The 23,999-nt window shown below is 59.4% G+C and carries 21 protein-coding genes and 1 pseudogene; 12 read left to right on the top strand and 10 right to left on the bottom strand.

Annotation, left to right across the window (positions count from 1 at the left end):
* The first annotated feature begins 9 nt into the window (after positions 1–9).
* Positions 10–2,043, top strand: a complete 2,034-nt coding sequence (locus HYG82_RS24390; protein WP_179259721.1) for an outer membrane protein assembly factor BamB family protein — start codon at positions 10–12, stop codon at positions 2,041–2,043.
* A 234-nt stretch (positions 2,044–2,277) separates the two neighbouring features.
* On the opposite strand, the gene HYG82_RS24385 is transcribed toward HYG82_RS24390, so the two are convergent.
* The 4 genes from HYG82_RS24385 to HYG82_RS24370 all read right to left on the bottom strand — a co-directional run bounded on the left by HYG82_RS24385 (position 2,278) and on the right by HYG82_RS24370 (position 8,207).
* Positions 2,278–4,458 carry a PQQ-dependent sugar dehydrogenase gene (locus HYG82_RS24385; RefSeq protein WP_179259720.1) on the bottom strand — a complete coding sequence of 727 codons (2,181 nt, stop codon included), beginning with the start codon at positions 4,456–4,458 and terminating at the stop codon, positions 2,278–2,280.
* A 711-nt stretch (positions 4,459–5,169) separates the two neighbouring features.
* Entirely contained in the window at positions 5,170–6,231 is a 1,062-nt protein-coding gene (locus HYG82_RS24380) for a sodium:calcium antiporter (protein WP_179259719.1), read from the bottom strand.
* 66 nt (positions 6,232–6,297) lie between these two features.
* Positions 6,298–7,422, bottom strand: a complete 1,125-nt coding sequence (locus HYG82_RS24375; RefSeq protein WP_425495417.1) for a sodium:calcium antiporter — start codon at positions 7,420–7,422, stop codon at positions 6,298–6,300.
* Between the two features lie 485 nt (positions 7,423–7,907).
* Positions 7,908–8,207: an ArsR/SmtB family transcription factor gene (locus HYG82_RS24370; RefSeq protein ID WP_179259717.1), complete on the bottom strand. Its 300-nt coding sequence runs from the start codon at positions 8,205–8,207 to the stop codon at positions 7,908–7,910.
* A 169-nt stretch (positions 8,208–8,376) separates the two neighbouring features.
* On the opposite strand from HYG82_RS24370, the gene HYG82_RS24365 reads away from it, so the two are divergent.
* A complete protein-coding gene (locus HYG82_RS24365) occupies positions 8,377–8,679 on the top strand; it encodes an amphi-Trp domain-containing protein (protein ID WP_179259716.1) in 303 nt (100 codons plus the stop codon).
* A 75-nt stretch (positions 8,680–8,754) separates the two neighbouring features.
* Here HYG82_RS24365 and HYG82_RS24360 read toward each other — a convergent pair whose 3' ends face one another.
* Positions 8,755–10,113, bottom strand: coding sequence for an ABC transporter substrate-binding protein (locus HYG82_RS24360; protein ID WP_179259715.1), 1,359 nt, complete (start codon positions 10,111–10,113; stop codon positions 8,755–8,757).
* 224 nt (positions 10,114–10,337) lie between these two features.
* On the opposite strand from HYG82_RS24360, the gene HYG82_RS24355 reads away from it, so the two are divergent.
* Together HYG82_RS24355 and HYG82_RS24350 are read left to right on the top strand one after the other, a co-directional pair.
* Complete coding sequence (locus HYG82_RS24355) at positions 10,338–11,414, top strand: SMP-30/gluconolactonase/LRE family protein (RefSeq protein ID WP_179259714.1); 1,077 nt, start codon at positions 10,338–10,340, stop codon at positions 11,412–11,414.
* 393 nt (positions 11,415–11,807) lie between these two features.
* A complete protein-coding gene (locus HYG82_RS24350) occupies positions 11,808–12,062 on the top strand; it encodes a HalOD1 output domain-containing protein (RefSeq protein WP_179259713.1) in 255 nt (84 codons plus the stop codon).
* A 212-nt stretch (positions 12,063–12,274) separates the two neighbouring features.
* Here the strand turns inward: HYG82_RS24350 and HYG82_RS24345 are convergent, their stop codons facing one another.
* The gene (locus HYG82_RS24345) at positions 12,275–12,604 is read right to left on the bottom strand and encodes a hypothetical protein (RefSeq protein WP_179259712.1); all 330 of its coding nucleotides are present in this window, start codon (positions 12,602–12,604) and stop codon (positions 12,275–12,277) included.
* Positions 12,605–12,802: 198 nt separating this feature from the next.
* Between HYG82_RS24345 and HYG82_RS24340 the strand changes: the two genes are divergently transcribed.
* Positions 12,803–13,597 (top strand): helix-turn-helix transcriptional regulator, encoded by a 795-nt coding sequence (locus HYG82_RS24340; protein WP_179259711.1) that lies wholly within the window; start codon positions 12,803–12,805, stop codon positions 13,595–13,597.
* Between the two features lie 336 nt (positions 13,598–13,933).
* Complete coding sequence (locus HYG82_RS24335) at positions 13,934–14,161, top strand: DUF5795 family protein (protein WP_179259710.1); 228 nt, start codon at positions 13,934–13,936, stop codon at positions 14,159–14,161.
* Positions 14,162–14,374: 213 nt separating this feature from the next.
* Here HYG82_RS24335 and HYG82_RS24330 read toward each other — a convergent pair whose 3' ends face one another.
* Positions 14,375–14,584, bottom strand: coding sequence for a hypothetical protein (locus HYG82_RS24330; RefSeq protein ID WP_179259709.1), 210 nt, complete (start codon positions 14,582–14,584; stop codon positions 14,375–14,377).
* A gap of 250 nt (positions 14,585–14,834) precedes the next feature.
* On the opposite strand from HYG82_RS24330, the gene HYG82_RS24325 reads away from it, so the two are divergent.
* Both HYG82_RS24325 and HYG82_RS24320 read left to right on the top strand, forming a co-directional pair.
* Positions 14,835–14,996: a hypothetical protein gene (locus HYG82_RS24325; RefSeq protein WP_179259708.1), complete on the top strand. Its 162-nt coding sequence runs from the start codon at positions 14,835–14,837 to the stop codon at positions 14,994–14,996.
* Positions 14,971–16,375, top strand: a pseudogene (locus tag HYG82_RS24320) (RNA-guided endonuclease TnpB family protein). Before HYG82_RS24325 ends, HYG82_RS24320 begins: the two are co-directional and overlap by 26 nt.
* A gap of 140 nt (positions 16,376–16,515) precedes the next feature.
* Here HYG82_RS24320 and HYG82_RS24315 read toward each other — a convergent pair.
* A complete protein-coding gene (locus HYG82_RS24315) occupies positions 16,516–17,385 on the bottom strand; it encodes a UbiA family prenyltransferase (protein WP_179259707.1) in 870 nt (289 codons plus the stop codon).
* Positions 17,386–17,739: 354 nt separating this feature from the next.
* On the opposite strand from HYG82_RS24315, the gene sucC reads away from it, so the two are divergent.
* Both sucC and sucD read left to right on the top strand, forming a co-directional pair.
* The gene (sucC, locus tag HYG82_RS24310) at positions 17,740–18,891 is read left to right on the top strand and encodes an ADP-forming succinate--CoA ligase subunit beta (RefSeq protein WP_179259706.1); all 1,152 of its coding nucleotides are present in this window, start codon (positions 17,740–17,742) and stop codon (positions 18,889–18,891) included.
* The gene (sucD, locus tag HYG82_RS24305) at positions 18,888–19,760 is read left to right on the top strand and encodes a succinate--CoA ligase subunit alpha (RefSeq protein WP_179259705.1); all 873 of its coding nucleotides are present in this window, start codon (positions 18,888–18,890) and stop codon (positions 19,758–19,760) included. The genes sucC and sucD overlap by 4 nt, the downstream gene beginning before the upstream one ends.
* 442 nt (positions 19,761–20,202) lie before the next feature.
* Here sucD and HYG82_RS24300 read toward each other — a convergent pair whose 3' ends face one another.
* Positions 20,203–20,871, bottom strand: a complete 669-nt coding sequence (locus HYG82_RS24300; RefSeq protein WP_179259704.1) for a hypothetical protein — start codon at positions 20,869–20,871, stop codon at positions 20,203–20,205.
* A 276-nt stretch (positions 20,872–21,147) separates the two neighbouring features.
* Between HYG82_RS24300 and rbcL the strand changes: the two genes are divergently transcribed.
* Together rbcL and HYG82_RS24290 are read left to right on the top strand one after the other, a co-directional pair.
* A complete protein-coding gene (gene rbcL, locus HYG82_RS24295; protein WP_179259703.1) occupies positions 21,148–22,398 on the top strand; it encodes a type III ribulose-bisphosphate carboxylase in 1,251 nt (416 codons plus the stop codon).
* Between the two features lie 117 nt (positions 22,399–22,515).
* A complete protein-coding gene (locus HYG82_RS24290; protein ID WP_235217815.1) occupies positions 22,516–23,010 on the top strand; it encodes a hypothetical protein in 495 nt (164 codons plus the stop codon).
* Between the two features lie 16 nt (positions 23,011–23,026).
* Here the strand turns inward: HYG82_RS24290 and HYG82_RS24285 are convergent, their stop codons facing one another.
* The gene (locus HYG82_RS24285; RefSeq protein ID WP_179264343.1) at positions 23,027–23,926 is read right to left on the bottom strand and encodes a haloalkane dehalogenase; all 900 of its coding nucleotides are present in this window, start codon (positions 23,924–23,926) and stop codon (positions 23,027–23,029) included.
* Between the last annotated feature and the right edge of the window lie 73 nt (positions 23,927–23,999).

The raw sequence follows: 23,999 nt of genomic DNA, 5'->3' as shown, positions 1-23,999 counted from the left end.
TGAACACGAATGACATACGAATCTCATCTCGTCGAACTACCGGAAGACGCACCGTGGAACGAAAAACCGGGTGAATCAATCGTCGAACAGGGAGACACCGATCAGATACCGGAAGTAGACGTTACCGAAGAGGACCTTCGACAGACGGGTGAAGAGCCGACTAACTGGCTTCTCGCGGGCGGTTCGTACGAGGCACAGCGCCACTCGACGGCCGACGTCATCACACCCGAGAACGTCGATCAACTGGAAAACGAGTATCGACTCGAGGTCGCGGACCATCCGAACGACTTCCAGGGATCGCCAGTCATCGTGGACGGCGATCCACCGATCATGTATACGACCGTTGGGCCGGATCTGCTGTACGCGATCAACGCACGGTCCGGGGAAATCCTGTGGCGACACTTCTACCGACCGGTCGTCGGCGCATCCGACGCGACACCGCCAGCCGAACGTGGCCCGGCCATCCTCGGCGATACTGTTTATAAAAGTACGCTGGACCTGGGAGTCATCGCGATAGACCGGTACACCGGCGAAGAGCGGTGGTACTACAACGGCGCGGCGGCCTATCGCGGCGAAGTCGCCGACGACCTCATGCACGAAGAACTCCAGTGGGAGCGCTCGCGCGGAACCACGTCTTCGTTTCCTCCACTGATCTACGACGGTATGCTGATGAAGGGCAGCTTCGGCGGCGAATTCGGCGTCAGCGGATTCTTCGACGGTATCTCGCTCGATGGCGGCCAGCCGCAGTGGCGCGTCAACATGACGCCGGAACACGAGTGGGTGGGCGAATCCTGGCAGCACGGCGGCGCGACCGCCTGGGCGTCCGGCGCGGTCGAACCCGACGAGGGGACGGTCGTCATTCCGTCGGCGAATCCGGGGCCCTGGTACGGCACCGTCAGACCGGGATACAATCCATATTCGTGTGGAAAGGTCGCAGTCAACACGTCCGACGGCGAATACCAGTGGCATCACCAGGACTCGCCCCACGACTGGTGGGACTACGATTCCCCGAGTCCCCCGATCGTCTTCGAGGCGGACGTCGACGGCGAGACGCGAAAATTCGCAACCTGGCCCGGAAAAACAGGCTGGGTATACACGGTCGACATGGAGACCGGACAGCTCCACCAGCGCAGCGACGAGTTCGTCCAGCATCTGAACACGTTCAACCTGCCGCCGTACGACGACCTCGAGAGCGCCCCCTGGATCATGCCGGACCTCATCGGCGGCACGAATCCCCAGCCGAGCGCGTACGACCCCGAGACGCAGACGCTGGTCGTCAAGGGAACCAACTATCCGATCAAGTTCTCCTGGTTCGAAGTCGAGTACGAGGCCGGACAGACCTACATCGGGATGGACACCGTCCGAAAGACGGAGCCGGTCATGGCCGAGGAAGGAGAGCAGCGAGAGGGTGACGAGACGACCGAAGAGGAGCCGGCCGACGCGGAAAAAGCGGAAGAAGCCGGTCAGCGAGAGGGTGGCGCGGCACCAGGTGAGGAAGACGGCAACGTTACCGATACCGGCAACGAGACGGCAATCGGCAACGAAACGGAACCCATCGGGAACGAAACTGCAGTCGACAACGAAACAGAGGGCGATGACGGAGGCGACCTCCACGAAGAGCGAGAACGCGAGGACGAAGGTGACAACGACGAAGAAGAGGACGAAACCCAACAGTTCCAGAACGAGGAAGTTCCCGCGTGGAACGAGAACGCCGGAGTAATCGCCGGTATCGATCCGCTCACCGGTGACGTGAAATGGCAGAGCTGGTTCAGCTGGAAAGTCGGTCCGCCGTGGGGTGGGTCGCTGACGACCGCGACGGGCGTGACGTTCGCCGGCGGCCCCGGCGGGTATCTCCACGCCTTCGACACCGAAACGGGCGAGCGCCTGTCCACGAACGTTGTCGGCAATCACGGAGTCGACGGCGCGCCGGTGAGCTGGTACGACCCGAACGAAGGGAAGCAATACGTCGCGATACAGGGCGGGGGCGGTAACCAGGTCGAGGAAGAAGGCAATACGATCGCCGTCTACTCGCTCGAGGAGTAACGCCGTCGAACCGCCGTCGGTACTTTTTTCGACCCGGATCGGCCGTCGAGCCCCTCGAATTCGCCACCAGCCGTCACCTTACGTTCGCGGCCTCCTGTACGTCCCGACGGAAGGCGCTGCCTCCTGTACGTCCCGACGGAAGGCGCTGCCTCCTGTACGTCCCGACGGAAGGCGCTGCCTCCTGTACGTCCCGACGGAAGGAAGCGTCTCGAGGGCCGAGGGCGAGAGTGGTGATTACACCCCGTTCGTTTCGTTGGTAGTCGTCGTTTCGTTTTCGGTTTCCGTTTCGTTGCCGATTGTCGTCTCGTTATCGGCGGCAGTTTCGGTCTCGTCACCCGCATCGTCGTCAGCAGCTACTTCATCGCCGTCTCCCATTTCTTCGCCGTCGCCGCCTTCGGCAGGGACGAGGCGGTGAACGGCTCCCTCACCTTCTACCGTCGACGTGCTAGTGGTGAGGACGTAGATTTCGCCGTCGGCACCCTCACCGAACGCGTAGACGAATCTGTTTGGTCGACCGTTTTCGGCGGCCTCGCCCTGTAGCTGGATCTGTTCGATGGGCCACAACCCATCCTGGGTCGTATCTCCGGCGCCGTCTCCACCGGTCTCCCCGTCAGTTTCGTTTCCGCCATCGGTTTCGTTGCCCTCGTCTTCCGTCGGCGGGTCGAGGAACATGTCCTCCAGGTCCTCGCCACCGTCGGCTTCCTGCCATCCCTCGGTCGGTCGGGCGAGAAAGACCGTCCCCGGACTCTCGCCGTCGATGCTCCAGTCGCCGAAGACGTACGTTCCCTCGAGTTCGCTGATCTCGCTACCTTCGTAGAGGTAGCCGCCGGTAACGGAGACGCCGATTTGGCCGCCGCTAACGCCGAGGCCGCCGTCAGTGGCGCCGTTTCCGTCTGCAGTCTCGTTACTGATTTCCCCCTCGTTGTCGCCTACCGTTTCGTTGCCACCTTCAGTCTCGTTGCCACCGCCGTTGCCGGTATCGGACCGGAGGATTCCGACCTCGTGTGGGTACTCAATGACCGGATCGAGTAGTGGTTCACCACCTCGAACGTCGTCGGGTGTACTCCGCGGGCAGTCCTGAGGAGGCTCCTGAGGCGTCTCCGTACTAAAGCAGTGTGCACCTTCTTTGACGTTCCAGCTGTAGTTGCCGCCGTTCTGGACGTAGTTGACGCTCTCGAAGAGGTTCTGTCCCACGTCTGCGGCGAGAAGTTGACCGTCGTCGGTAAAGGACATTCCCCAGGGGTTTCGAAAGCCCCAGGCGAAGTATTCGCTGCGCTGGCCCTCCGTGTCGACGAGCGGGTTATCGTCCGGGATCGCGTACGGCGTCTCCTCACCCTCCTGGTCGACGTCGATTCGGAGGATTCCGCCGAGGAGATTCTCAGCGGTGTCCTGGCCGTTGCCGCCGTCGTTCTCGTCGTACCAGTCCTCGACGTGCCCGAGGCCGACGTCGTTCGCCCCGCCGCCGTCACCGGTGGCGACGTAGAGATACCCGTCGGGACCGAAGGCGAGCGCACCCGAGTTGTGGTTGAACTGAGGCTCCGGAATTTCGAGGATCGTCCGCTCGGAGTCGGGATCGGCTGTTTCGTTGTCGTCGCCGGATGTCTGGAACTCCGAGAGGACGAACGTGTGATCGTAGTCTTCTGGCGTTCCCTCCCGCGACGGCGAGCTGTACCGGACGTAGAACCGGCCGTTCTCGGCGAAGTCGGGGTGGAACGCGAGGCCGAGTAGACCGCGTTCGTCGAACTCCATGAACTCGACGAGCTGATCCGAAATATCGAGGAACGGTTCCTCCTGGAGCCCGTCAGGACCGTGGACGTAGATTTGCCCAGTCTGATCGGTTATGAATCGCCGATCGGCATCCTCGTCGGCGACGGTAAGACTCGTCGGCGCGCTCAATCCTTCCGCAACCGTCTCGATACCGACAGTCGGGCCGTCACCGATCAGTTGATCGGGCATCTGGGCCTCCTCGCCGCCGTCTCCGGCCTCGTCTACGAGTTCGACCTGGCCGCGCATCGAGTTGGGATGAGGAGCGCAGTAATATTCCGCCATCCCTTCTTCGGCGGTGAACTCGACGGTCTGCGTTTCGCCCGCAGTCGAAATGATTTCCGTCGAGACGAACTGTTCGTCCGCTTCGCTCTCGATGTTGAAGTTGTGCCCCGTCCCATCGAGGTTTTCCCACGTGAGCGTATACTGTTGGCCCTGAACTAGCGTGAGCGTCGGATTTCGTTCGTCAGCGATCGAATCCGGCGATATACCAACCCAGCCGCTCGTCCGACCGCCGAGCCTGATTTCGCCAGTTATAGCCTCATCCTGTGCCGCCACCGGCAGTGCGAGGCCTGCGACGGAGAGCGCCGCCGACGAGCGGAGGACCGTTCGCCTCGAAAACGCCGATTTGTCGTCGTCGTTTCGTGTCATAGTCTCTCAGTACGCCGCGCCGGACGTCAGTCCGGGTTACCCTGCGTACCGGGTAACGGAGTGTCGAGAATGAACAATAAACAGGCTCGATCGTTCCCCGCTCAAGATCGACTTTTCCACATTCCGATACCACAATGCTATTTTATCGGTCCCTAATGTCTGTTTTCCGACCGACCCCGTTTCCTCGATCATTTCAGAAACCGACCCGAATCCCCGCGAATTCGGCCAGTTCCGGATCGTTTTTCGGCTCTAAGAGAATGGCGACTCGAGAACCTCTTAACGCGTGTATTAGTATAAAAACAAGACTATGTATTAACTATGGAAGGGAGGGCAAAACGAATCAGTACAAGCGCAGTAGTACTTTCCGTCGCTGGGGATGTGATCTGGCCGCTGGACAACGTTGTGTGGCACTGGTTTCGCTCGTTCCCGAATCGTTACGCGGCCAGATTATATTCCTGGTCCTGATCCTAAGTGGGATACTCGGTTTTGGGATAACGATAGCAAGTCGTATTCGTCTCTCTGATCTCGCTATCGGTGGCGGTTTCGCCTACGTTTTCTGGATGGTGGTATTGGCTTTCGCTTTCCCCGAAAGTCTGCTAGCGTTTCTTGCATATGGAACGGTACTCGGTGGCGTTCTCCTCGGGCCGGGTATCGCGACGATACTATCATAAGCCCGCCATGAATCGATCGGATCGAGATGCCGATCGGAACTCACAGGTAATTGATGATCCAGTAGCCGACGTACCAGCCGATCAGGGCGATTCCACTGAGACGCGTCACGCGGCCTCGAGCGAGCGTCGCCGACACGAGAAGTAAACTGCCGGCGAGAAACGGCCAGTGGACCGTCAGGACGTCACCGCCGGTTGCGACGGGATGGAGCAAGGCGACGAGTCCGAGGTTGGCCGTCGTGTAAAACACGGTGCTGCCGACGACGTTCCCGACCGCGAGTTCCGGGTGGCCTTGACGGACTGGTTCGAGCGTTAGCGCGAGTTCCTCGAGCGACGCGATAAAACTCAGCACCGTCGCGCCAAATGCGAGCCCGGAGATACCGAGCGCGACGAAGATGCCTTCGGCGCTGTAGACCGTCAGTCCGGAGCCGATAGTCATCCCAATTACGGCGAGTAAAGCAACGCCAAGGGAGAACCGCCCGGATCGGTCCTCCAGCGACGGCACTAGTTCGTCGAAATCGAAATCGATGTCCAGGTCGCTCTCCAGTGGTTGCCGTCCCGTTTCGCCGCCGTCCGCAGCCTCAGTCCCCGGTCGGTTCTCCAGTTGGATCGCTTCCTGAACCTCCTCGGGGAGCAAATACGTCGTTTCGGACCGCCTTTCGTGCCAGAAAATGTACGCCAGTAGGGGGACGAATAGCCCGACGAGTACGGCACCATCGAGGAAATCGAGCCTGCCGCTGAGTGACAGCACGAACGCTGGAACTGGCGTGACGACGAGCAAAAGCAGGTACGCCCGTGGTACATCCATTCGAAACGGAACGACGATTCCTGCGAGTCCGACGGCGACGGTAAGGACGAACAGCGATTCACCGAATACCGTACCAACCGCGAGCCCCGGGAGGTCGGCAACGGCAGCAGTCACGCCGAGCACCGCGTTCTCGAGGTCGATGCCGGCCAGAACGACAGCGAGAAAGAATCCGGAGATCCCGAGCGAGATGGCGCTCTGAGCGACGGCCTCGATGAAGACCTCGACGCACCAGACGACGAGCACCACGCCGAAGAGGAAGACGCCGGCGAGGATCACCGGCGAACTCGGGGTGACCATGTCCGTTACCGTACCCCTGCAACGCACTTAGCTATCGGTCGGTGTCGCAGGTCACGGCGGGTCGGGTTACCCACCGATGGGCACACCGCCGAAGACCACGAGAGCGATCAGCCAGTAAGAGACGTAACAGGCACCGAGCAGATAGCCGTGCCACCGCCTTACTTCGCCTTGGTAGAGGAAGTACGCGGCCAGAATCGTAACGAGGATGACTGACGGAAGGTGAAACCTGAGCACGGATTGCGAAATCTCCAGGTCGCTGAAAAGCATGATGACGCCGACGTTTCCGGTCACCGAAAAGAGGACGCTTCCGATTACGTTCCCGACGCCGATTTCGGGAACCCCTCGTCGGACCGGTTCGATCGTCAGCATGACGTCTTCGAACGTGAGGATCACCGTCAGTACCGTCGCACCGAACACCGTTTCCTCGAGTCCCAATCCGTCGATTACGACCTCCGACCCCGCCTCGAGAAACATCGAGGCGAAGACGATGCCGACTAGCGAGAGGAAAGCGAGCAGAAGCCACAGTACTCCGGCAGCAGGCCGGTCGGCGACGAACCGATCTTCGGCGATCTGCGAAATTGGCGCCGGAAGTGTCGCGCCACCGTCGGCCCGTATCTCTTCGCCGAGTTCGGTATTTCTGAACACCGGCGTCTCCCGCTGGAATTCACGACGGATGATGTAACCGAATATCAGTACGAATGCACCGAGAAGCAAGAGACCGTGGACGAACGTCAGCGTTCCCGCGAGGACGAACGGTAGCAACAGCACCGGTGCCAGCGCAAAAAGGACGACGTAATCGGAGGGAATGTCGACTGGAAATGGTCTGACGATCGCCGCGAGTGCGAGCGTCGCCCCGACGATCGCCAGCCCCGTTCCGAGTGCTGTTCCGAGGGCAGCGGTCTCCAGATTACCAGCAGAGAGCACGAGGGCGAGGATCGTATCGTCGAACTCGAATCCCGTGAAAACTATCGCGAGTGCAAACAGCGATAGCTTTAGCCCCAGCGCTGCGCGAGTAAGATAACTAATTAATTTTTCGACACAAACTGTCAGGACGGCCCCGCCGATGACCAGAACGATCACTCCGCCCAGAATGCCGTGGCCCTCGACGATACGTTCGACCGCACCCTCGAGACCACCTTCCTCGTTCGACTCTTGGTCGACGTCGCTTGCACCCTCGTCAGTATCGTCGATACTTTGAGCGAGCGCCGGCGCAATCGGGACTGCGACGAGTGACGTGAGTACCAGAAAGAAGAGCAAGACACGTCGAGCGGTGCGGCGAGGCGAAAGCCCCGCCAACTCGAGACCGTGGCCGATTTCGACACCGGCCGAACCGATCGTTCGAAACAGTTTCGCTTCAGAGACGAGCAGCGACGGCCAGGCTCCGAACCGTGAAGGCCGGGTCGCGAGGGTACCCTCACTGAAGGAGTCAGACATGTAGCGGTCGTATGATAACCACTGACATATAGCTATCAGGTCGGGGAGGGATTTTCATTGGAAATCTCTACACGCATCGTTTTGAAACCCAACACGAACGCCACCGAAAACCCCCGACCGAATCCGGTGACGGATCACAAGCGGATTCTGTAGAGAGATTCTACGCGGAATCCGGTGAAAAACGCTATATGGACCCGGCTTCTCCCGAAGGCGAGCTGCGTTTTCTCTCTCGACCGCGTTTCTCAGTCTTCAGTATCGGGAGTATCTGCCCGATCAGGTGTATCTGCCTGAAGAACGAACGTCCGCTCGGGAGGCGGTGCAATTCGCAACTCGATACGTCGGTCGAGTTGGTAGTATTTTCTGTTCCCCTGGTGGTAGTAAGATATCAGGTCGGCGTCCTCGAGCGTCGAGAGGTGGTGAACGGCAGTTTTACCGTCCATTCCGATCGTATCCGCGAGTTCAGAGACGTACATCGGCTCCCGCGAAAGTTCCCTGAGAATGGCCAGTCGCGTCCCGTTCCCCAGAACGTCGATGAGGGTCATGCGATTCGTTCGTGGTCCGTCTCAAGAAGCGTTTCGTCGATTTTCACGGTACTCGAGTCAGATCCGGTGCACGAATGTCAGGAACGAATCGTGCGTCACAGACGATCGCTGTGAACGTATCGGACGTCTTGAACGCAGTTTTATGCGCGTCCTCGTGACAATGTTGCACATGGACGACCGCGTCGATCTTCCAGACGACCGGACGAGCGACCGACGAACGATCACGAGTGGATTTTTCGAACAGGAAGTATACCTCTCCAGCGAGGAGACGGCGACGTTCTTGCACGACCTCGCCGACCAACTCGAGGCGGGGTCGTCGTTTACGGTCTCCACGTCGGAGTGGGAACTTCCGTTCGACTATAGCGACCCCGTCGAAGTAGAGATCGAGTTTTCGGAGCAACGGGAACGGGAACTCGAGATCGAACTCGAGTTTACGGAACCGGACGGCGGTGACGACCTGACCGTCAGGTGATCAATGGCGGGGACCGGTGATACGGCTGACGCCGGTCTGAATCGGTTCGTTCCGAGCATTTGGTTCTCTCGACCATTACGTTCCTCCGGTTTTGAGGATTCCTCCCTGCGCGAGGGCGTCCTTGAGATTGCGCCACTCATCCGGCGAATGCCACCCCCATCCGGAGCGCCGAACCGCGTCATTGGATCCGAATCGGTCGGTCGCGCGGTCGAAGGTCCGAGCGATATGCTCCGACGGCTGATCTATTTCGCTCGCGAAGGCTTTCGCCGCCGTTTCCGTCGCGTAAACCGCGTCCGCCCAGCCTGCCATCGCTGCGACGAGGACGGACTCGAGAAGGGGTTTCCGGTGACGTAACGTGCGTTCGGTCGCGATCAGCGCCGGCCCGTATGCGGGGTATGCATCCGACACAGTGACGGCATCGACGGTTCGTTCCGCGGTCTCGAGTCGATCCGGATCGGGTACCATTCCCGTCACGGCGTCTACCGATCCGGACCGGAGCGCTGCCTGTTCTTCACCGTCGATGTCAACGAGTTCGACCGCGTCCCGAACGCCAGCCTGCTCGAGGAAGAGACGCCCGAGCAGTCCCGTTTCCGTCCCTGAAGAGATCCCGATTCGACGTCCCTCGAGTTGGTCGGTTCGTTCGAACGGGCCGCCAAAGGCTGCTTGTGTCGTATACAGAACGACCATCGAGCGCTGGAAATAGACCGCGATCGGGACGATAGGCTGGCCCCGAGTACGTTCTCGCAAGATCGTCGCTGCACCGGCGACGCCGACGTCGCACGACGCTGATGCGACGGCGCTCGCCGCTTCTCGGGAGCCGTCGTATTCGTCGAACGTGAACGAAACGTCGCTCGCGGAGCCATCTCCTGCGGCAAATAGTGGGAGGTGGAGGGGGTTCGACTGCCAGTTGAGGGCGATAGACGCACGCTCGGGTGCCGAGCGGACGCCAGTAGCGGTCGAATCGGAACCGTTGGCGTCGCCCCATTCGTCGACGGGGTTCGGCGCCGCGCCTGAATCTGCCTCACAAGGGTCTCCTGATTCAGACGACACCGACTCGAGAGCCGTTACAGTGTGGCGGCCCTGTTCGATCAATCTGTTGGCGTGGCGTACGTACGTCCGCCGAATCGTCTTCGATTCGGACTCGGCTGCATACCATGCCTTTGGCGGCCGACCGGGCGCTGCCGTTTCCGCCGTCGTTTCGTCGATCAGATCCGCTGCGACCAGATCGTCGAGCGCATCGGCTGCTGCGTTCTTGCTCACGCCAGCGCCGATATGGATGGCAGTTCGCGTCGCCGGATCAGCGAGGTCGGGGTCCGCTCGCCGGCACAGCAGATACGCCAGAACTCGGGCCGTGTTCTCGCCGACTCCGACCGAGAGACGCGCCACGAGGGGGTGGTCCTCGTCGGTCAGAACTGGAAACGTCCGGACGTCCATTGTGGTGAGTACTGCGGCCAACGTAATAAAGCGGCAGTCGTTGCCCCTTCGATCTCCGTCTACTATTCCCGTCGAGAATGGCTTCTGAAGGATAGCCAAGTAATGTTTTGTGAAGGAATGACAAGACGTCGTTTCGTACTCAACTGACGGTAACTGCTCGGTTTTTCGGGAAACGATGACGGTCATTTACCCGATTTCGGATAGCGCCGTCCGTCGCCGGACCCATGACAACTAGTGATCCGACTGAGACGATTACCAGTCCCGATTCTACCGCCGCCACTCGCAAACGCCCACACCGACGCTCGTTTCTGAGTGCTGTTGCCACAGCGGGAGCGTTGGCGGGAATCCCGACTGGCGGTTTAGGTTCACAGAACGGGGAAACGGCGACGAACCTCGTTGTTGTGGCCGACTTCGATCCGCCATCATTGCCCGAAAACCTCGCTATCGACGACGAGGGAACGGTCTATCTGAGCATGGGACCGTCGGGCGAGATCCAGGCGGTTAAGTCCGACGGGAGTCAGTCGTCGGTTGCAACGATAGACACCGGAGAGCAGGGTCTTCTTCTGGGGATAACGATTCTCGATGGTGTCCTGTACGCAGTAAACGCATCGGGCCAGCCCGAAACGCACGGGATCTGGCGCGTCGAGATCGACGAAAGCGGTGAACCCCAGCGGGTCGTCTCCCTGCCGGCCGGAGAGTCGATGCCCAACGGAATTATACCCGATCCGTCGACGTCTGATGCGCTCCTCGTTTCCGATCACCTCGCTGGCGCGATCTGGCGGGTGTCGATCGACGGTGAAGCCGAGCCGTGGGTCTCGGATCCCCTGCTCGAGCCGAATATGGGGGCGCAGACGCCAGTCGGGGCAGATGGACTGGCGATCCATCCAGATGGCGACGTATACGTGGACAACCTCAACGCGGGATCAGTCATGCGAGTCCCGATCGCCGACGATGGGAGCGCGGGACGAGTCGAACAGATCGTCCAGGATGAAAGGCTGGTCGGCGCAGACGGCATGACGATCGACGAGGAGGGGACGCCGTACCTCGCCGTGAACGCACGAAACGAAGTCGTCCGCCTCAGGGACGACCAGCAGATCGAGACGGTCGTGAGCGGCGCGCCGCTAGATTTCCCCGCTGACGTACACTTCGGGACTACTGAACCGACGTCGACGTCGCTGTACATCGCAAACTTCGCGTACGGGACGTTTCTTCGGGATGAATCGGAAGCAGCCCCGAGCCTCGCGAGAATCGACGTTGGTGTGAGCGGGTATTTCCCTACCGACGACGGAGGCCGCGAATAGAGCAACGATACCGACGACAGAGGCCGCGAATAGAGCAACGATACCGAGGCGGCCAGCGAGTAAGAGGTAGTTGCCGATGATGAAACGAACCCTTCGGCAAGGGCGCAGACGCCGAGTGGTTCCGACATGCAGTATATCAGTTGGTGCTGATCCCTGATGAAGTAGTGACCGTTGGAGGCCACTACTTACGATCTCGGTTAGACACGGGCGGCAGTTTTAGTCCGTACAGATCGGCTGAAATAATCGAACCATCAATACTGGTAGCCAAATACGGAGTGAAATTCGACAATCGCGTATCGGACAGAGATAAGCACAAAAAAGTTCCAATGGTAATTTTTATCAGCCCCGCATATTCCGTAAACTATTAATGGAACTGTGTAGCGTTACCTGCTAATGGAACAGTCCCTCGCAGCCGACGCCAACGACGTGTACGAGCGAATCGTCACCGGGGTAGCAGCACTCAAGGGGGCCGATCCGACGGAATTGCCGCCATTGTTCGAAGCAGTTGATCCCGACGCGCTCACCGCGATCTTTTCGAACACCGAGTCGGGCGGACTCCGGACGGGACACGTCGAGTTTACGTACGCTGATCATCGAATTGCTATCGAATTTCCCGATAGCGACCAGCCGGTCGTGACCATAGACTGAACGGAACGAAAACCGACCGTCCCGACGCTGCTCGGTTCCGGTTCGAAACGAGTCGACCACGAAGAGATGCTTTTGTATCGATCTCGAGACGGCCGAGTCGGCTCTCCTGTCTCTATGAGGTCGGATCAGACCGTCCGAAATTGTGATAGAGTCCTGGGCTTTCGCGTTGGTGTCACTGCAACGGAAATCAGACCCTTCTCGTTCCGGTCCAGTTAGTGGTCGATCCCGGGGCGCTGGAAGGTAGTCTCAGCGGTCGACCGCCCGTCGTCCGGACCGTTTAGTGCCGCCTCTAGTTCCGGCGCAGCGAGAACGTCGTTTCGTTCCGGTTCGTTCGGCCGCCTGAAATAGTACGTCTGTGCACAGCCGGCGACCAGTTCGGAGAGCGGTTCATCTTCGTCGTGGACGACGGAGACGAGATCCCCCGTTACCGCAATCAGTACCGAATCATCGGGTTTGTACAGTGCATCCCGAAGTTCGCAGACGGTACAGTCGGCCGGTAGCTCAAGGGTGACGCCGTCGACGGTCGCCCAGCGCGTCTCCATATCCGGTCGTTTGGGAGCAACAGTCTATACGGTTGTGCGCGCAGACACATGCCGTCCCGACTATCTGACCATGAATCGTCTGGAGACACTGAAATCTACTGGCTGTGATCCCTGCTTCCGACTGGCCATACTGTGGAACATCGCGAACCGTCAATAGCCAGTGAGATAAAGTACATTCGGTCAGAATTATCAGTTGTGATGAGCGATCGGAAGGGGGATGCGATCGAGTTGCTCGAGTTCGTCGCGCGGTCGCCGTGTCGGATTCGCGTTCTCGAGACGCTGTACGAGACGAGTCCCGTTTCACGAGAATCATTGAAAGACGAGGTCGACGTCGTGCGAACGACCCTGCTACGAAACCTGCAGGGACTGGTCGATCGCGGTCTGATACGTGAGCGTGATCGCTATTACGAGATCACGACGGCTGGGGCCCTCACCGCAGCGGGAGTGCAAAACGCATTAGAACAGGTCGATACGGCCATCGGCCTCCGGCCGGTGATCGAGCGAATCCCGTCGAACGAACTCGAGTTCGATCTCGAGCGTCTGGCCGACGCAACGGTCGTCGAAGCCACGACTGCGAACCCGTACGGTCCGGTCGACCACCATGCGGCGAGCCTGGCTGAGATGGAACACGCCAGGTTAGCGTTGCCAGCGACGGGCGCCAAACCGCTCGAAGTATCGCAAGCGCCCATCGATGCGGGGGCGACGTTCGAACTGGTCGTCACCGAATCGGTCGCAGAAACGTTGCAATCGGAGTCGCTGGTAGCGGACGAGTTCGAGACGATCGCAGACTACGACACCGTTTCGGTCTCCGTCGTGGATACGCAGATTCCGTTCTTTCTGGGAATTATAGACGACTCCGTTCAGATCGGTGTTCACGACGATAGTGGCCTGCCAACAGCGCTCCTCGAGTCGAGCGATCCGGTGGTCAGAGAATGGGCGGTCGATCGGTTCGAAACGCTAGCAAGCCGATCGGCGCCCGTCACCGACGACTAATTGACGCCGTAGTAGACGCAGCCGACAGTGAACACATCCGTATTACACCGTGTGCAGGGTATGCACAATTTGTGCGGGATACACTAATGTCCTTTCGAGGCACGAATCTTGATGCGGTAGGTGGTGAAACGGTAACCGCATACCGTGCCTCTGACGGCCGAGGGATAGGGGTGGTGAACCCACCACCGGCCACGTTTTCGTCCAGTACCCGATTGCGTAGAGGGATGACTCGAGCACGACAGTTCGGAGCGGTTCATGTGACGTGGACCGAATCGGTCAATCACACGGACGACTGATTCAGGAAACGCTTAGGATGTAGTACCCGTTATGTCGCGTGTGAGCGAGAATCGCGTCGTTCAGGGGCGAATGGTTACGGCCAAAAAACTCGCCGAGCTGGTCGAAGGTGACTCGGTGATGGAAGTCGATACTATCGCGGAAGCCGATGAGTCGTGTCCGGAATGTGGCGGCAACGTTCTCACAGTGACGTACATGCCGTCAGTCACCGAACTCGTCACCGGCCGGAAGTGCCAGGACTGCGACTGGAGTGAAACCGATCGGGACTGATCGCAGTCCGTATTGGCGGACGGCGAACGGTCGGCAGCGATAGCGTCTGCGTCGCTCATTGGCGAACAATACGGTGCTCACCAGAACGAGTGTCCCCGTGTGGATACCGATACTGCAGACTCGATCCGTCGTGGTGTCCGGACGCCGGGTTATCGCGACCATTCGGTTACTGTACCCGCCCGCTCGAGTACCGTACTCAGGTAGTCGGCCTCGTCAGCGGGGTGATTCGACCCAGCTGTCTGTTCCCCGCTCCGTGACGTCGCCAATCGTCCGTGGAGTCAACGACCACCGTTTTGGCTCCCGGTCGTCGACCTGCACTTCGGCAGCGGACGCGACGGGGTGCGTGAGGGATTCCGGATACGGTCGCGATTCACCGGCATCGACCGCGAACTGGACCGTCGGTTCGTTCCGGATGGTGGTCACAGGGCGAATTGTCCACATCTTTCGTGGCGTACTCGGTCGCTCCCCCGATGGCGATTCGAATGGTGTCACTAACGCGGTGTCGATTTTCGATACCGAGCGTTCCCCGTCCATACCCATCTTCCTACAAGGAGGGAATCCCGCCGTTTACGGCGGGAGGGAATCCGACAATTCTCACACTAACCACGTCCTGATACACGGCCCGAATGCTAACCGTTAGCTTTAACTTACGTAATAACTTACGCTTAGGTGGATGAGAGCCGACTTCGATATGGAGCGAGGCGGGCCACTCCACGAAGCCGTCAAAGAATACGCCCGCGACCACGGAATACGCCACTCCCGCGCGTACCCCGAACTCCTCCGGACAGCACTCAAATCCGAAGGCTACGATGTCAACAACGAAGACAGCGAATAAAACACTGGAAACCACGCTCGCACCCCCAACACGGTGCAAAGAGCAACGCCTCCAGCAAACGCTGTCCGAATACCGAGACGCACTCCACGATGCCTTCGAGCAAAATTGTACGACGATGAGCGCCACGAACGACGTGGTGACACCGTACAACCTGCCGTACCAAGCCAAGGACGCCCTCAAATCCTACGTCCCGAAACTCCACAACACGTACAACGCCAAAGAGTTAGACAACGAACACCCACTTCGATTCGTGAATCGAGCCGGGAAGTTCGACCGTGACTCCTCGCGTGAATACGAAATCTGCTGGAACGTCCCCCAGCCCAGGCGCGGAACCAACTTCTGGATTCCACTCCGACTGAATCCAGACCAAGAGAGATTGTGGGACGACCTGCTCGATGACGAATCGAGTACCAAAGTGGGCGAGCTTCGCTTGCAGAAACACCGGAACACGTGGATACTCCACGTTACCGTCGAATACGAGGTTGAAGACACGACCGAGCTACCCGAGGAACCAACTCGGGTTGGGTTCGATATTGGTGAGTCGATGCTGGTCACGGGCTGTGCCCTCCAGCACGACACTCCCACGAAACCACTGTTAATCAACGGGAAGAATGCCAAGCAACTCCGCAAGGAGATGTACACAACGCTCAAGCGCCTCCAAGAGCGAGACGCTTTGGAGTGGCGCGTTGAAGAACGCTTCTCATACTACCAGTACCGACTCACAGACATCATCGAGAAGGCGTCTCGTGAGTCTGTAGAGTATGCCAAACAGTTCGAGAATCCTGTCATCGTGATGGAGGACTTGGCGTATATCCGTGAATCTCTGGACTACGGGAAGTACATGAACCGACGCCTGCACTCGTGGGCCTTCGCTCGGTTGCAGGGCCGTATCGAAGACAAAGCGAAGGACGCCGGGATTCCGGTTCAATACGTTCATCCGCAGTACACCTCACAGACGTGCCATTCGTGCAAGCACATCGGGTATAGACCTCGGCAAGCCGAGTTCAAGTGCAAGAAACCCTGAGTGCCATGTATCGACGTTTCAGGCGGATATCAACGCGAGTGCGAATATCGCACGTCGCGTAGACCAGTGGGGAGAGAGCCTGCCGTGGAAACAGGCAGGCGATGACTTCTTGGAAGACCAAGTCTTCCAATGGTCAGGAAATCTTCGATTTCCTTCGACGCCACAGGACGGGAGCCGTAGTGACACGGCCACGAGACAATCGCAAGAACAAGACACGAACGGTGTAGGAAGCCAAACCTCCGTGAGGAGTGGTGTTGATGAAAATGCTGAGTCTAGCACCCACAGTAGTGGCTCTGCGGGGATGACGCAGACGACCTTGCGTGAAGCAGTCTCGAAACCCTCTGGCAACGACTAATCGGCATTCCCGCCGTGTGGGAAGCCCCGCCGTTCACGGCGGGGAGGATGTCACACGATACCGTTCACTCTCATCCAGTGACCGATATACGATACTGATCACGTTCACCCGTTCGCTGATGTATCAACTAACGTTTACCTTCACCAGACCAGGGCCTCGAGCGCGGCGACGACCACAGCGAGGAAGACGTGTTCGCCGTCGACGACGAACCCGTAGTACAGTGGACCCAGATCGGGAGATGCGAAGGGAATGTACGCACAGACGTAGGCGTTCATCGCAAGGACGACGAGAAATTCGGTTGGGATGACACCGCTTGCGACGAGCGCGACGACTACAACTGCAACGACGATGGTGGCCACCAGCGAGACGATTCGGGTCACCCGTGGACCGAATAGATTTGGAACAGTCGGAATTCCTTCCTCTTGATCACCCTCGATGTCCTTTACGTCGAAGATCACAGCGGCGATGGTGATCATAACGGTCACGTAGACGAACAGGAACTGGATCTCGAGGGTACCAAGCCGTTCGTAGTAGTAACCGACGCCCAACGGGATCGCACCCCAGGCGAGGCCGACGACGAGGTTCTTTACGAGAAATATTTGCTTGACACCGCCGACGGAATACAGCACGACTACTGCCAGCGGAAGCAGCATGTAAATGGCACCCGCCAGACCGAACGCGACTGCGATTCCGATCGCAATTCCGTAAAGGCCGACGCCGAGTGCCAGCCAGATCCGTCCGTAGCGTTTCGTAAATGCTGCACGCCGCGGCACGTTCTGCTCGTCTTCCTCGAGGTCGGTGAATCGGTTGACGGTATAGACGAACATCGTGACTGCGAAGACGATGAACAACGGCAGGGGCTCGAGCGGGAGGTCTGCGAGGAAAACGGTGGTGACGACGACGCTTACAGTTGCCAGCGAAATGAAGAGGTTGCTGTGAACTAGAAACCGGAGGACGGCCGCTATCGACGAAACCCATTGCGTTCGGTGAATCGTTGTCGGGTTCGTCACAGGGAGTGCCTCGTGGTAGAGGTAGGGGGAGACGGACTTTGAATGCTGTGCTGGCCGTCCTCGTACCGCTGGAACGTCGTCGATCGTCGTCGAAATCCTCGAGCGAACTGATTCGATGGATTCGTCTCAGATACACCCTATCCCGTACTAACAGTATTCTCGCGATCCAACAGGAAACGGGTTGGGTTAGATGATACGTTCAGACCGGATTTCAGTTGAATATGTACGATAGCCGTAACACGTGGTGGGTACGACGACGGCTAGACAGACGTTCTCGAGTCACGGGAATGGAATTACCGTGGCGATTGGAAACTGGCAGGATTTAAGCAACGGCGGAACGGCCGTTCGAATGGTATGAAATTACATGAGTACCAGGCGAAGCAGGTCTTCGCCGATGCCGGGGTACCTACGCCGGATTCCCAGCTCGCGGACGACGTCGACGGCGTCGTCTCCGCAGCGGAGGAAATCGGGTATCCGGTAGCGGTAAAGGCGCAGGTACAGGTTGGCGGTCGCGGGAAAGCCGGCGGGATCGAACTCGTCGAGGATGAAGACGAGGCTCGCGAAGCCGCCGAGTCAATTCTCGGGATGGACCTGAAGGGATACCACGTGGATCGGGTTCTCGTCGAGGAGGCGGTCGACTTCGTGAACGAACTCTACGTCGGCATTACGATGGATCGTGGCGAGGGCAGACCCGTCGCGATGGTCTCGACGAAGGGCGGAGTCAACATCGAGGAGGTCGCCGAGGAAGATCCCGAAGCGATCGCCCGCGAACATATCGACCCGTCGTTCGGAATGCATCCATATCAGGCTCGCAAAGCGGTCTACGATGCTGGCGTCGGTCAGTCTGTCGCGCGCGACGTCTCGAGCGTTCTCACTACACTCTATCAGCTCTGGGACGACAAGGATGGTGCCGACGCCGAAATCAATCCGCTGATGGTCACGAGCGACGACGAGGTCATCGCAGCGGACGCTGTCATGAACATCGACGAGGATGCGTTGTTCCGACAGCCCGAACTCGCCGAAATGGAAGAGGAGGCCACCGGCGGCGACGAACTTGAACAGAAAGCCGACGAGTACGACTTCGATTACGTCCGACTGGACGGGAACGTCGGCATCATCGGCAACGGTGCCGGACTCGTGATGACGACGCTCGACCTGGTCGACCACTACGGCGGCCAACCGGCAAACTTCCTCGACGTTGGCGGCGGCGCGAAGGCCGCACGCATCGCAAATGCACTCGACATGGTGTTCTCCGACGGGAACGTCGACAGCGTCGTCTTCAATATTTTCGGCGGTATCACCCGCGGTGACGAGGTCGCTCGAGGCATCAACGAAGCCTTAGAGCAGTTCGACGAGATACCCAAACCGGTCGTCGTCCGACTGGCCGGAACCAACTGGGAAGAAGGCATGGAAATTCTCAACGAGGACCTCGTCACGGTCGAACAGACCCTCGAGGACGCAGTTCAGCGTGCCGTCGAGTACGCTGGGGAGGTGAACGACCAATGAGCGTACTAGTCGACGACGAGACGCGCGTCGTGGTACAGGGCATCACCGGCGGGGAGGGGAAATTCCACGCCGAACAGATGATGGAATACGGAACCAACGTCGTAGCCGGTGCAGTCCCGGGTAAGGGCGGGCAAGAAGCCGCCGGCGTCCCCGTCTACGATACGGTCCACGAAGCGGTCGAGGAGGAAAACGCCGATACGTCGGTCATCTTCGTCCCGCCGGCGTTCGCAGGCGACGCAATATTCGAGTCGCTCGATTCCGGTCTCGACCTCGCGGTTGCGATCACGGAAGGAATCCCGACCCAGGACATGGCGCGAGTGAACAAGCGCCTGAGCGAGACCGATACCCGTCTCATCGGTCCCAACTGTCCCGGCCTCATCACCCCCGGCGAGGCCAAACTCGGAATTCTCCCCGGCAACATCTTCTCCGCAGGAAACGTCGGACTCGTTTCCCGCTCGGGAACGCTGACCTACCAGGTCGTCGATAACCTGACTAACCGCGGCATCGGGCAGACGACTGCCATCGGCATCGGCGGTGACCCGATCATTGGAACTGACTTCGTCGACGCCCTCGAACTATTCGAGAACGACTCCGATACCGAGGCTATCGTCATGTGCGGCGAAATCGGCGGCGAAGACGAAGAGGAGGCCGCCGCATTTATCGACGAACACGTCGACACGCCCGTCGCCGGCTTCATCGCCGGTCGCACCGCACCGCCGGGTAAACGGATGGGCCACGCGGGTGCGATCGTCTCCGGGTCCGGCACAGGGACGGCAGAAAGCAAAATTAACGCCCTCAACGATGCCGGCGTGCCCGTCGGCGACACCCCCGAGGAAGTCGCAACTCACATCGAGGACTTCCTCGCGTAATCCCCTCGAGCGGATTCACAGGTCCGTCGTAACGACCTGCACCGCTTGAGATCGGTGTACAGTCGCCTGCGACCCCTAGATAGCTATTTCGTCGTATCGACGAGTTCCCGGCAATCGCCTGCTATAGGATCATAGTCGTGCTCGTCGGCGTATCGCTACCTGTGCCAGTACGCATCGTATGTGACGCGTGTGGAAACGAGCATACGATACCGTCCCGGACCGACGACTTCGAATCGGGCGGGACGCGCTGTCCCGACTGTGGCGAGCAGGCGTATACAGTTCGACACGACGGCCTTCGGTGGCATCCCGATCAGTGACACCACTCGAGGTGGACGGCTGTGATCGTGAATACGAGGTCAGCAAGGAGTGGGAACCGGGTCAATCAGACGATTCGTTTCCACGGCGCCGGACGACATCGTGGAACCGGCGAGAGCAGTCAACCTCAGTCGCTGAGAATAGATCGAATCCCTCCGATGAGTCCCGACGATTCCTCGTCGTCCGATTCAGATGCGTCGTCGGGCTCTGCGTTCGAGGTATTGCTGTTGCTGTTTTTGGCCGCGTTCGCGCCACCATTCCGTTTCCCGGGGCTATCCGAATCGAACTCGACGTCTTTCGGTCGCCGTCGCCGATCTCTCGCTTCGGAGAGGTGCTGGTTTGACGCCGATTTGCGGTTCCCGTTGGAAGACGCGGATGACGTGGTCGAGGAATCCGTTTTGACCCAGAGGAACTCCTCGCCTTTCGTTCGTTCTGTGAGCAAGAGATCCGCGAGTTCGTCGTCGTCGGCCAGTAGTTCATCTGCAATCTTCGGCTCCGGTTCCGGCTCGTTAGCGCTCGCGATGATATCTTCCGGGCTCTCCTCCGCGAGGATATCGTCCGCTCCGTTCGTCTCGGTCGCGTCAGCACGAAGCTGATCGAAAACCTCGGCAGCGGTTCTATCTTCGACGCCGTCGGTATCCTCCCCCATTGTGGTTGTATCCCGGTGTTCCGTTGGTGTCCGGCGCTCCGCCCCTGGGTCGTCGCCGGCCTCGGATTCCCCGAACAGCTCGTCAACGCTCGAGCCCACATCGAACGCGACGTCGCCCGGATTATTGTTTGTTGTGCTATCTGTCATGAACTCGCTTCTATGAAAGTGGATTATCACGCGACTTTAATTTTTGGAATTTTCTTAGTCACGATAGATGAGATATATGATATATTAACATTTTGGCCGTCAGTCGGATTGAACGGGGCGGAAGTTACCAACTGGTCACTTCCGACGCTCTCCTGGCAGTAATGAAGAAAAAGAGGGGGAAACAGGCAGTTCCCATAGTATTCACCGATGGATATTCGGGTACGTCGGTGCCGGCATAAACTCTAATAGTCGGCCCATTGAACGTGGGTCGTTATCATGACCGGGATCGAGTACGACGATTTTCTGGACCTCGAGTACCAACCCGCAGAGACGGAACTCGTCTGTGAGTTCGCCATCGAACCGGCCGCTGATATGACGATGGAAGCGGCAGCGAGTCGGGTCGCGTCGGAGTCGTCGAACGGAACCTGGGCTGCGCTCCACGTCGACGAGAGCGAGTTGACGGACCTCGGAGCGGTCGCCTGCGACATCGACGGGAGTGACGTCCTCGTCGCCTATCCCCCCGAGTTATTCGAGGCAGGCAGCATGCCACAGATTCTCTCGTGTATCGCGGGGAACATCTTGGGGATGAAAGCCGTTGACTCGATTCGACTCGAGGACTGTCGGTGGCCGGAAACGGTCGTCGGCGGGTTTCCAGGGCCGCAGTTCGGAACCAGCGTCGCCGGAGAGAAGCTGGATGCGGAGGATCGACCGGTGCTGGCGACGGTGCCAAAGCCGAAAGTAGGGCTGTCGACCGACGCTCACGCCAGCATCGGCGAAGCAGCCTGGCGCGGCGGGATCGATCTCCTGAAGGACGACGAGAACCTCACGGATCAGGCCTTCAATCCCTTCGTCGATCGACTGACAGAGAGCCTCGCTGCCCGCGACCGCGTCCAGGAGGATACTGGTGAACGAAAGGACTACCTCGTCAACGTCACCGCAGAGACCACCGAGATGCTCGAACGTATCGACCTCGTCGCCGAACACGGGGGCGGATTCGTTATGGTCGACGTTATTACCTGCGGATGGGCCGCCGTCCAGAGCGTCCGGGACCGTTGTGAGGATCACGGACTGGCCATCCACGCTCACCGCGCGATGCACGCAGCCTTCGATCGACTGGACCACCACGGCGTTTCGATGCGCGTCATTGCCCAGGTCGCCCGCCTCTGTGGCGTCGATCACATTCACACCGGGACGGCGGGGCTGGGAAAACTCGAGAACGAGGACACGCCGGGGATCAACGCGTGGCTCACGGGGGAGTGCTACGGCCTGAACCCGGTCCTTCCCGTCGCCTCGGGGGGACTTCACCCCGGCGTCATCGATCAACTCATCGACGCTCTGGGAACGGATATTATCGTTCAGGCCGGCGGCGGTGTCCACGGCCATCCCGATGGGACGCTCGCAGGTGCGAAAGCGCTCCGTCAATCCGTCGAAGCGGCGATGGCCGGCGAAGCGCTTGCGGACTACGCTACCGATCACCCGGAACTGGCGACAGCACTCGAGACGTGGGGAGCAGAGACGCCCCGGTGAAAGACGATAGTTCTCCCACCGAAGGGGTTCGATCGGACGATAGTGAAAGGCTCATAAAACTAGACATTCGTCTAGATTTTAGATATGTTCTTATGGATATCGTTAATACAATCGTTCATGGCTTATAGACAGTCACGTCATGGTGGGTTTCCGTCCGCAGAGATGGTTCTTACCACGGTGACGGCGGCCCTTATCGCCGGGACGGCGCTCGGTGGCATCTTGCACGCCACGGGAAACCTTCGGTCGGTGACTGCAATATACGGATTGGACGGTGTGGTAAACGAGTGGACGCTGGTATTCTGTCATAGTTTCGTTGCAGCGGGGCCTTTCGTTGCGATTGTTACCCGTCTGAAAAGAGGGAAGCACGTCCCTCGGCCGCTTGCAGAGAGTTATCGAAATCCATTTCTCTGCGCCTGTGTGGGCCTTTCCTACGGTGCTCTGCTCTGGGTGACGGTCGTCGCATACGGGGCTCCGTTCTTGCTCGGTCTCGCTGCGGGACGGGCATATCCCGTTCCGTACCATCACTCGGGAAGCTTCGTCGCTCTCTTGCTCTTCGGGGCAGTCCTCGGGGCATGGTTTCCCTTACTCAGAGATTTCTTCACCGACCAATGACGGCTCGATGTCCGCCTCACGACGTTCGGTCGACGAAATCTACGATCCGCGCTGCGATTTCCTCACCGGCATCTTCCTGCAGGAAGTGCGAGGCGTCGTCGATCCAGACGTCGGGTTGTTCGCTCGCGGTCGGGATGAGGTTCCGGAGGGGATCGCGGTTGTCGGACGTAATCGGGTCCTCCATCGCGAACAGGACGAACGCCGGTTTCTCCCACTCGGCGAGTCGTTCCTGGGCGTCGGCGAACAGGTCGGCTCCCGGATCGTCCGGCGACTGCGGGACGAGCCCCGGGAACGTCCGGGCCCCCGCCATGTACCGTTCGTCGGGGAACGGAGCGCGGTAGGCCTCGACCACGTTCGCAGGGAGGTCATGATAACATCCGTTCGCGACCAGTTCCCCGATGTCCAGTTCTTCGGCCGTTGCGACCATCTCCGCGAACGCGTGCCAGGTCTCGGTCATCTCCTGCGTTCCGTCGGGGAGACCGGTGTTCATCGGTACGAGACGCGCGAACCGTTCCGGTTGGTTGGCCGCGAGTGCGAGTCCGAGCAACCCGCCCCAATCCTGGCAGACGACCGTGATATTCTGTAGATCGAGTTCCTCGACGAACGTTCGCAGCGCGTCGTAGTGCATTTCCACCGTGTACTCGTCGCGATCCTCGTACCTGTCGGAGCGGCCACACCCGATGAGATCGGGGACGATCACGCGACCGCGCTCGGCCAGGGTGGGCATCATCTTCCGGTAGAGGAACGACCAGGTGGGTTCGCCGTGGAGACAGAGGAACGTCTCCTCGTCACCGTCGCCATCGGCGCCGCCGGCTTCCACGTACGCCATGCGCAACTCACCGACGTCGACGTACTGTGGCTCGTAGTCGAAATCCGGCACGTCCTCAAACCGTTCCTCCGGGATGCTCAGAACCATACCGTTTGATACCATACAACACTATTCAAGGATTTGGAAACCGGGAAAAACCTTCTACCACGTTGTCGCAATC

This window comes from Natrinema halophilum, from assembly GCF_013402815.2.
GTDB classification, from domain to species: domain Archaea; phylum Halobacteriota; class Halobacteria; order Halobacteriales; family Natrialbaceae; genus Natrinema; species Natrinema halophilum.
Note: the sequence above shows the minus strand (reverse complement) of the source record. Positions and strands in the feature narration are given on the sequence as shown.

Coding starts and splice junctions, on each gene's coding strand:
- HYG82_RS24285 (WP_179264343.1), bottom strand. CDS start 23,926: ATGGTTCTGAGCATCCCGGAGGAACGGTTTGAGGACGTGCCGGATTTC.
- HYG82_RS24365 (WP_179259716.1), top strand. CDS start 8,377: ATGGACGACCGCGTCGATCTTCCAGACGACCGGACGAGCGACCGACGA.
- sucD (WP_179259705.1), top strand. CDS start 18,888: ATGAGCGTACTAGTCGACGACGAGACGCGCGTCGTGGTACAGGGCATC.
- HYG82_RS24290 (WP_235217815.1), top strand. CDS start 22,516: ATGGCTTATAGACAGTCACGTCATGGTGGGTTTCCGTCCGCAGAGATG.
- HYG82_RS24300 (WP_179259704.1), bottom strand. CDS start 20,871: ATGACAGATAGCACAACAAACAATAATCCGGGCGACGTCGCGTTCGAT.
- HYG82_RS24370 (WP_179259717.1), bottom strand. CDS start 8,207: ATGACCCTCATCGACGTTCTGGGGAACGGGACGCGACTGGCCATTCTC.
- HYG82_RS24350 (WP_179259713.1), top strand. CDS start 11,808: ATGGAACAGTCCCTCGCAGCCGACGCCAACGACGTGTACGAGCGAATC.
- HYG82_RS24380 (WP_179259719.1), bottom strand. CDS start 6,231: ATGGTCACCCCGAGTTCGCCGGTGATCCTCGCCGGCGTCTTCCTCTTC.
- rbcL (WP_179259703.1), top strand. CDS start 21,148: ATGACCGGGATCGAGTACGACGATTTTCTGGACCTCGAGTACCAACCC.
- HYG82_RS24325 (WP_179259708.1), top strand. CDS start 14,835: ATGAGAGCCGACTTCGATATGGAGCGAGGCGGGCCACTCCACGAAGCC.
- HYG82_RS24340 (WP_179259711.1), top strand. CDS start 12,803: ATGAGCGATCGGAAGGGGGATGCGATCGAGTTGCTCGAGTTCGTCGCG.
- HYG82_RS24390 (WP_179259721.1), top strand. CDS start 10: ATGACATACGAATCTCATCTCGTCGAACTACCGGAAGACGCACCGTGG.
- HYG82_RS24355 (WP_179259714.1), top strand. CDS start 10,338: ATGACAACTAGTGATCCGACTGAGACGATTACCAGTCCCGATTCTACC.
- HYG82_RS24385 (WP_179259720.1), bottom strand. CDS start 4,458: ATGACACGAAACGACGACGACAAATCGGCGTTTTCGAGGCGAACGGTC.
- HYG82_RS24345 (WP_179259712.1), bottom strand. CDS start 12,604: ATGGAGACGCGCTGGGCGACCGTCGACGGCGTCACCCTTGAGCTACCG.
- HYG82_RS24360 (WP_179259715.1), bottom strand. CDS start 10,113: ATGGACGTCCGGACGTTTCCAGTTCTGACCGACGAGGACCACCCCCTC.
- sucC (WP_179259706.1), top strand. CDS start 17,740: ATGAAATTACATGAGTACCAGGCGAAGCAGGTCTTCGCCGATGCCGGG.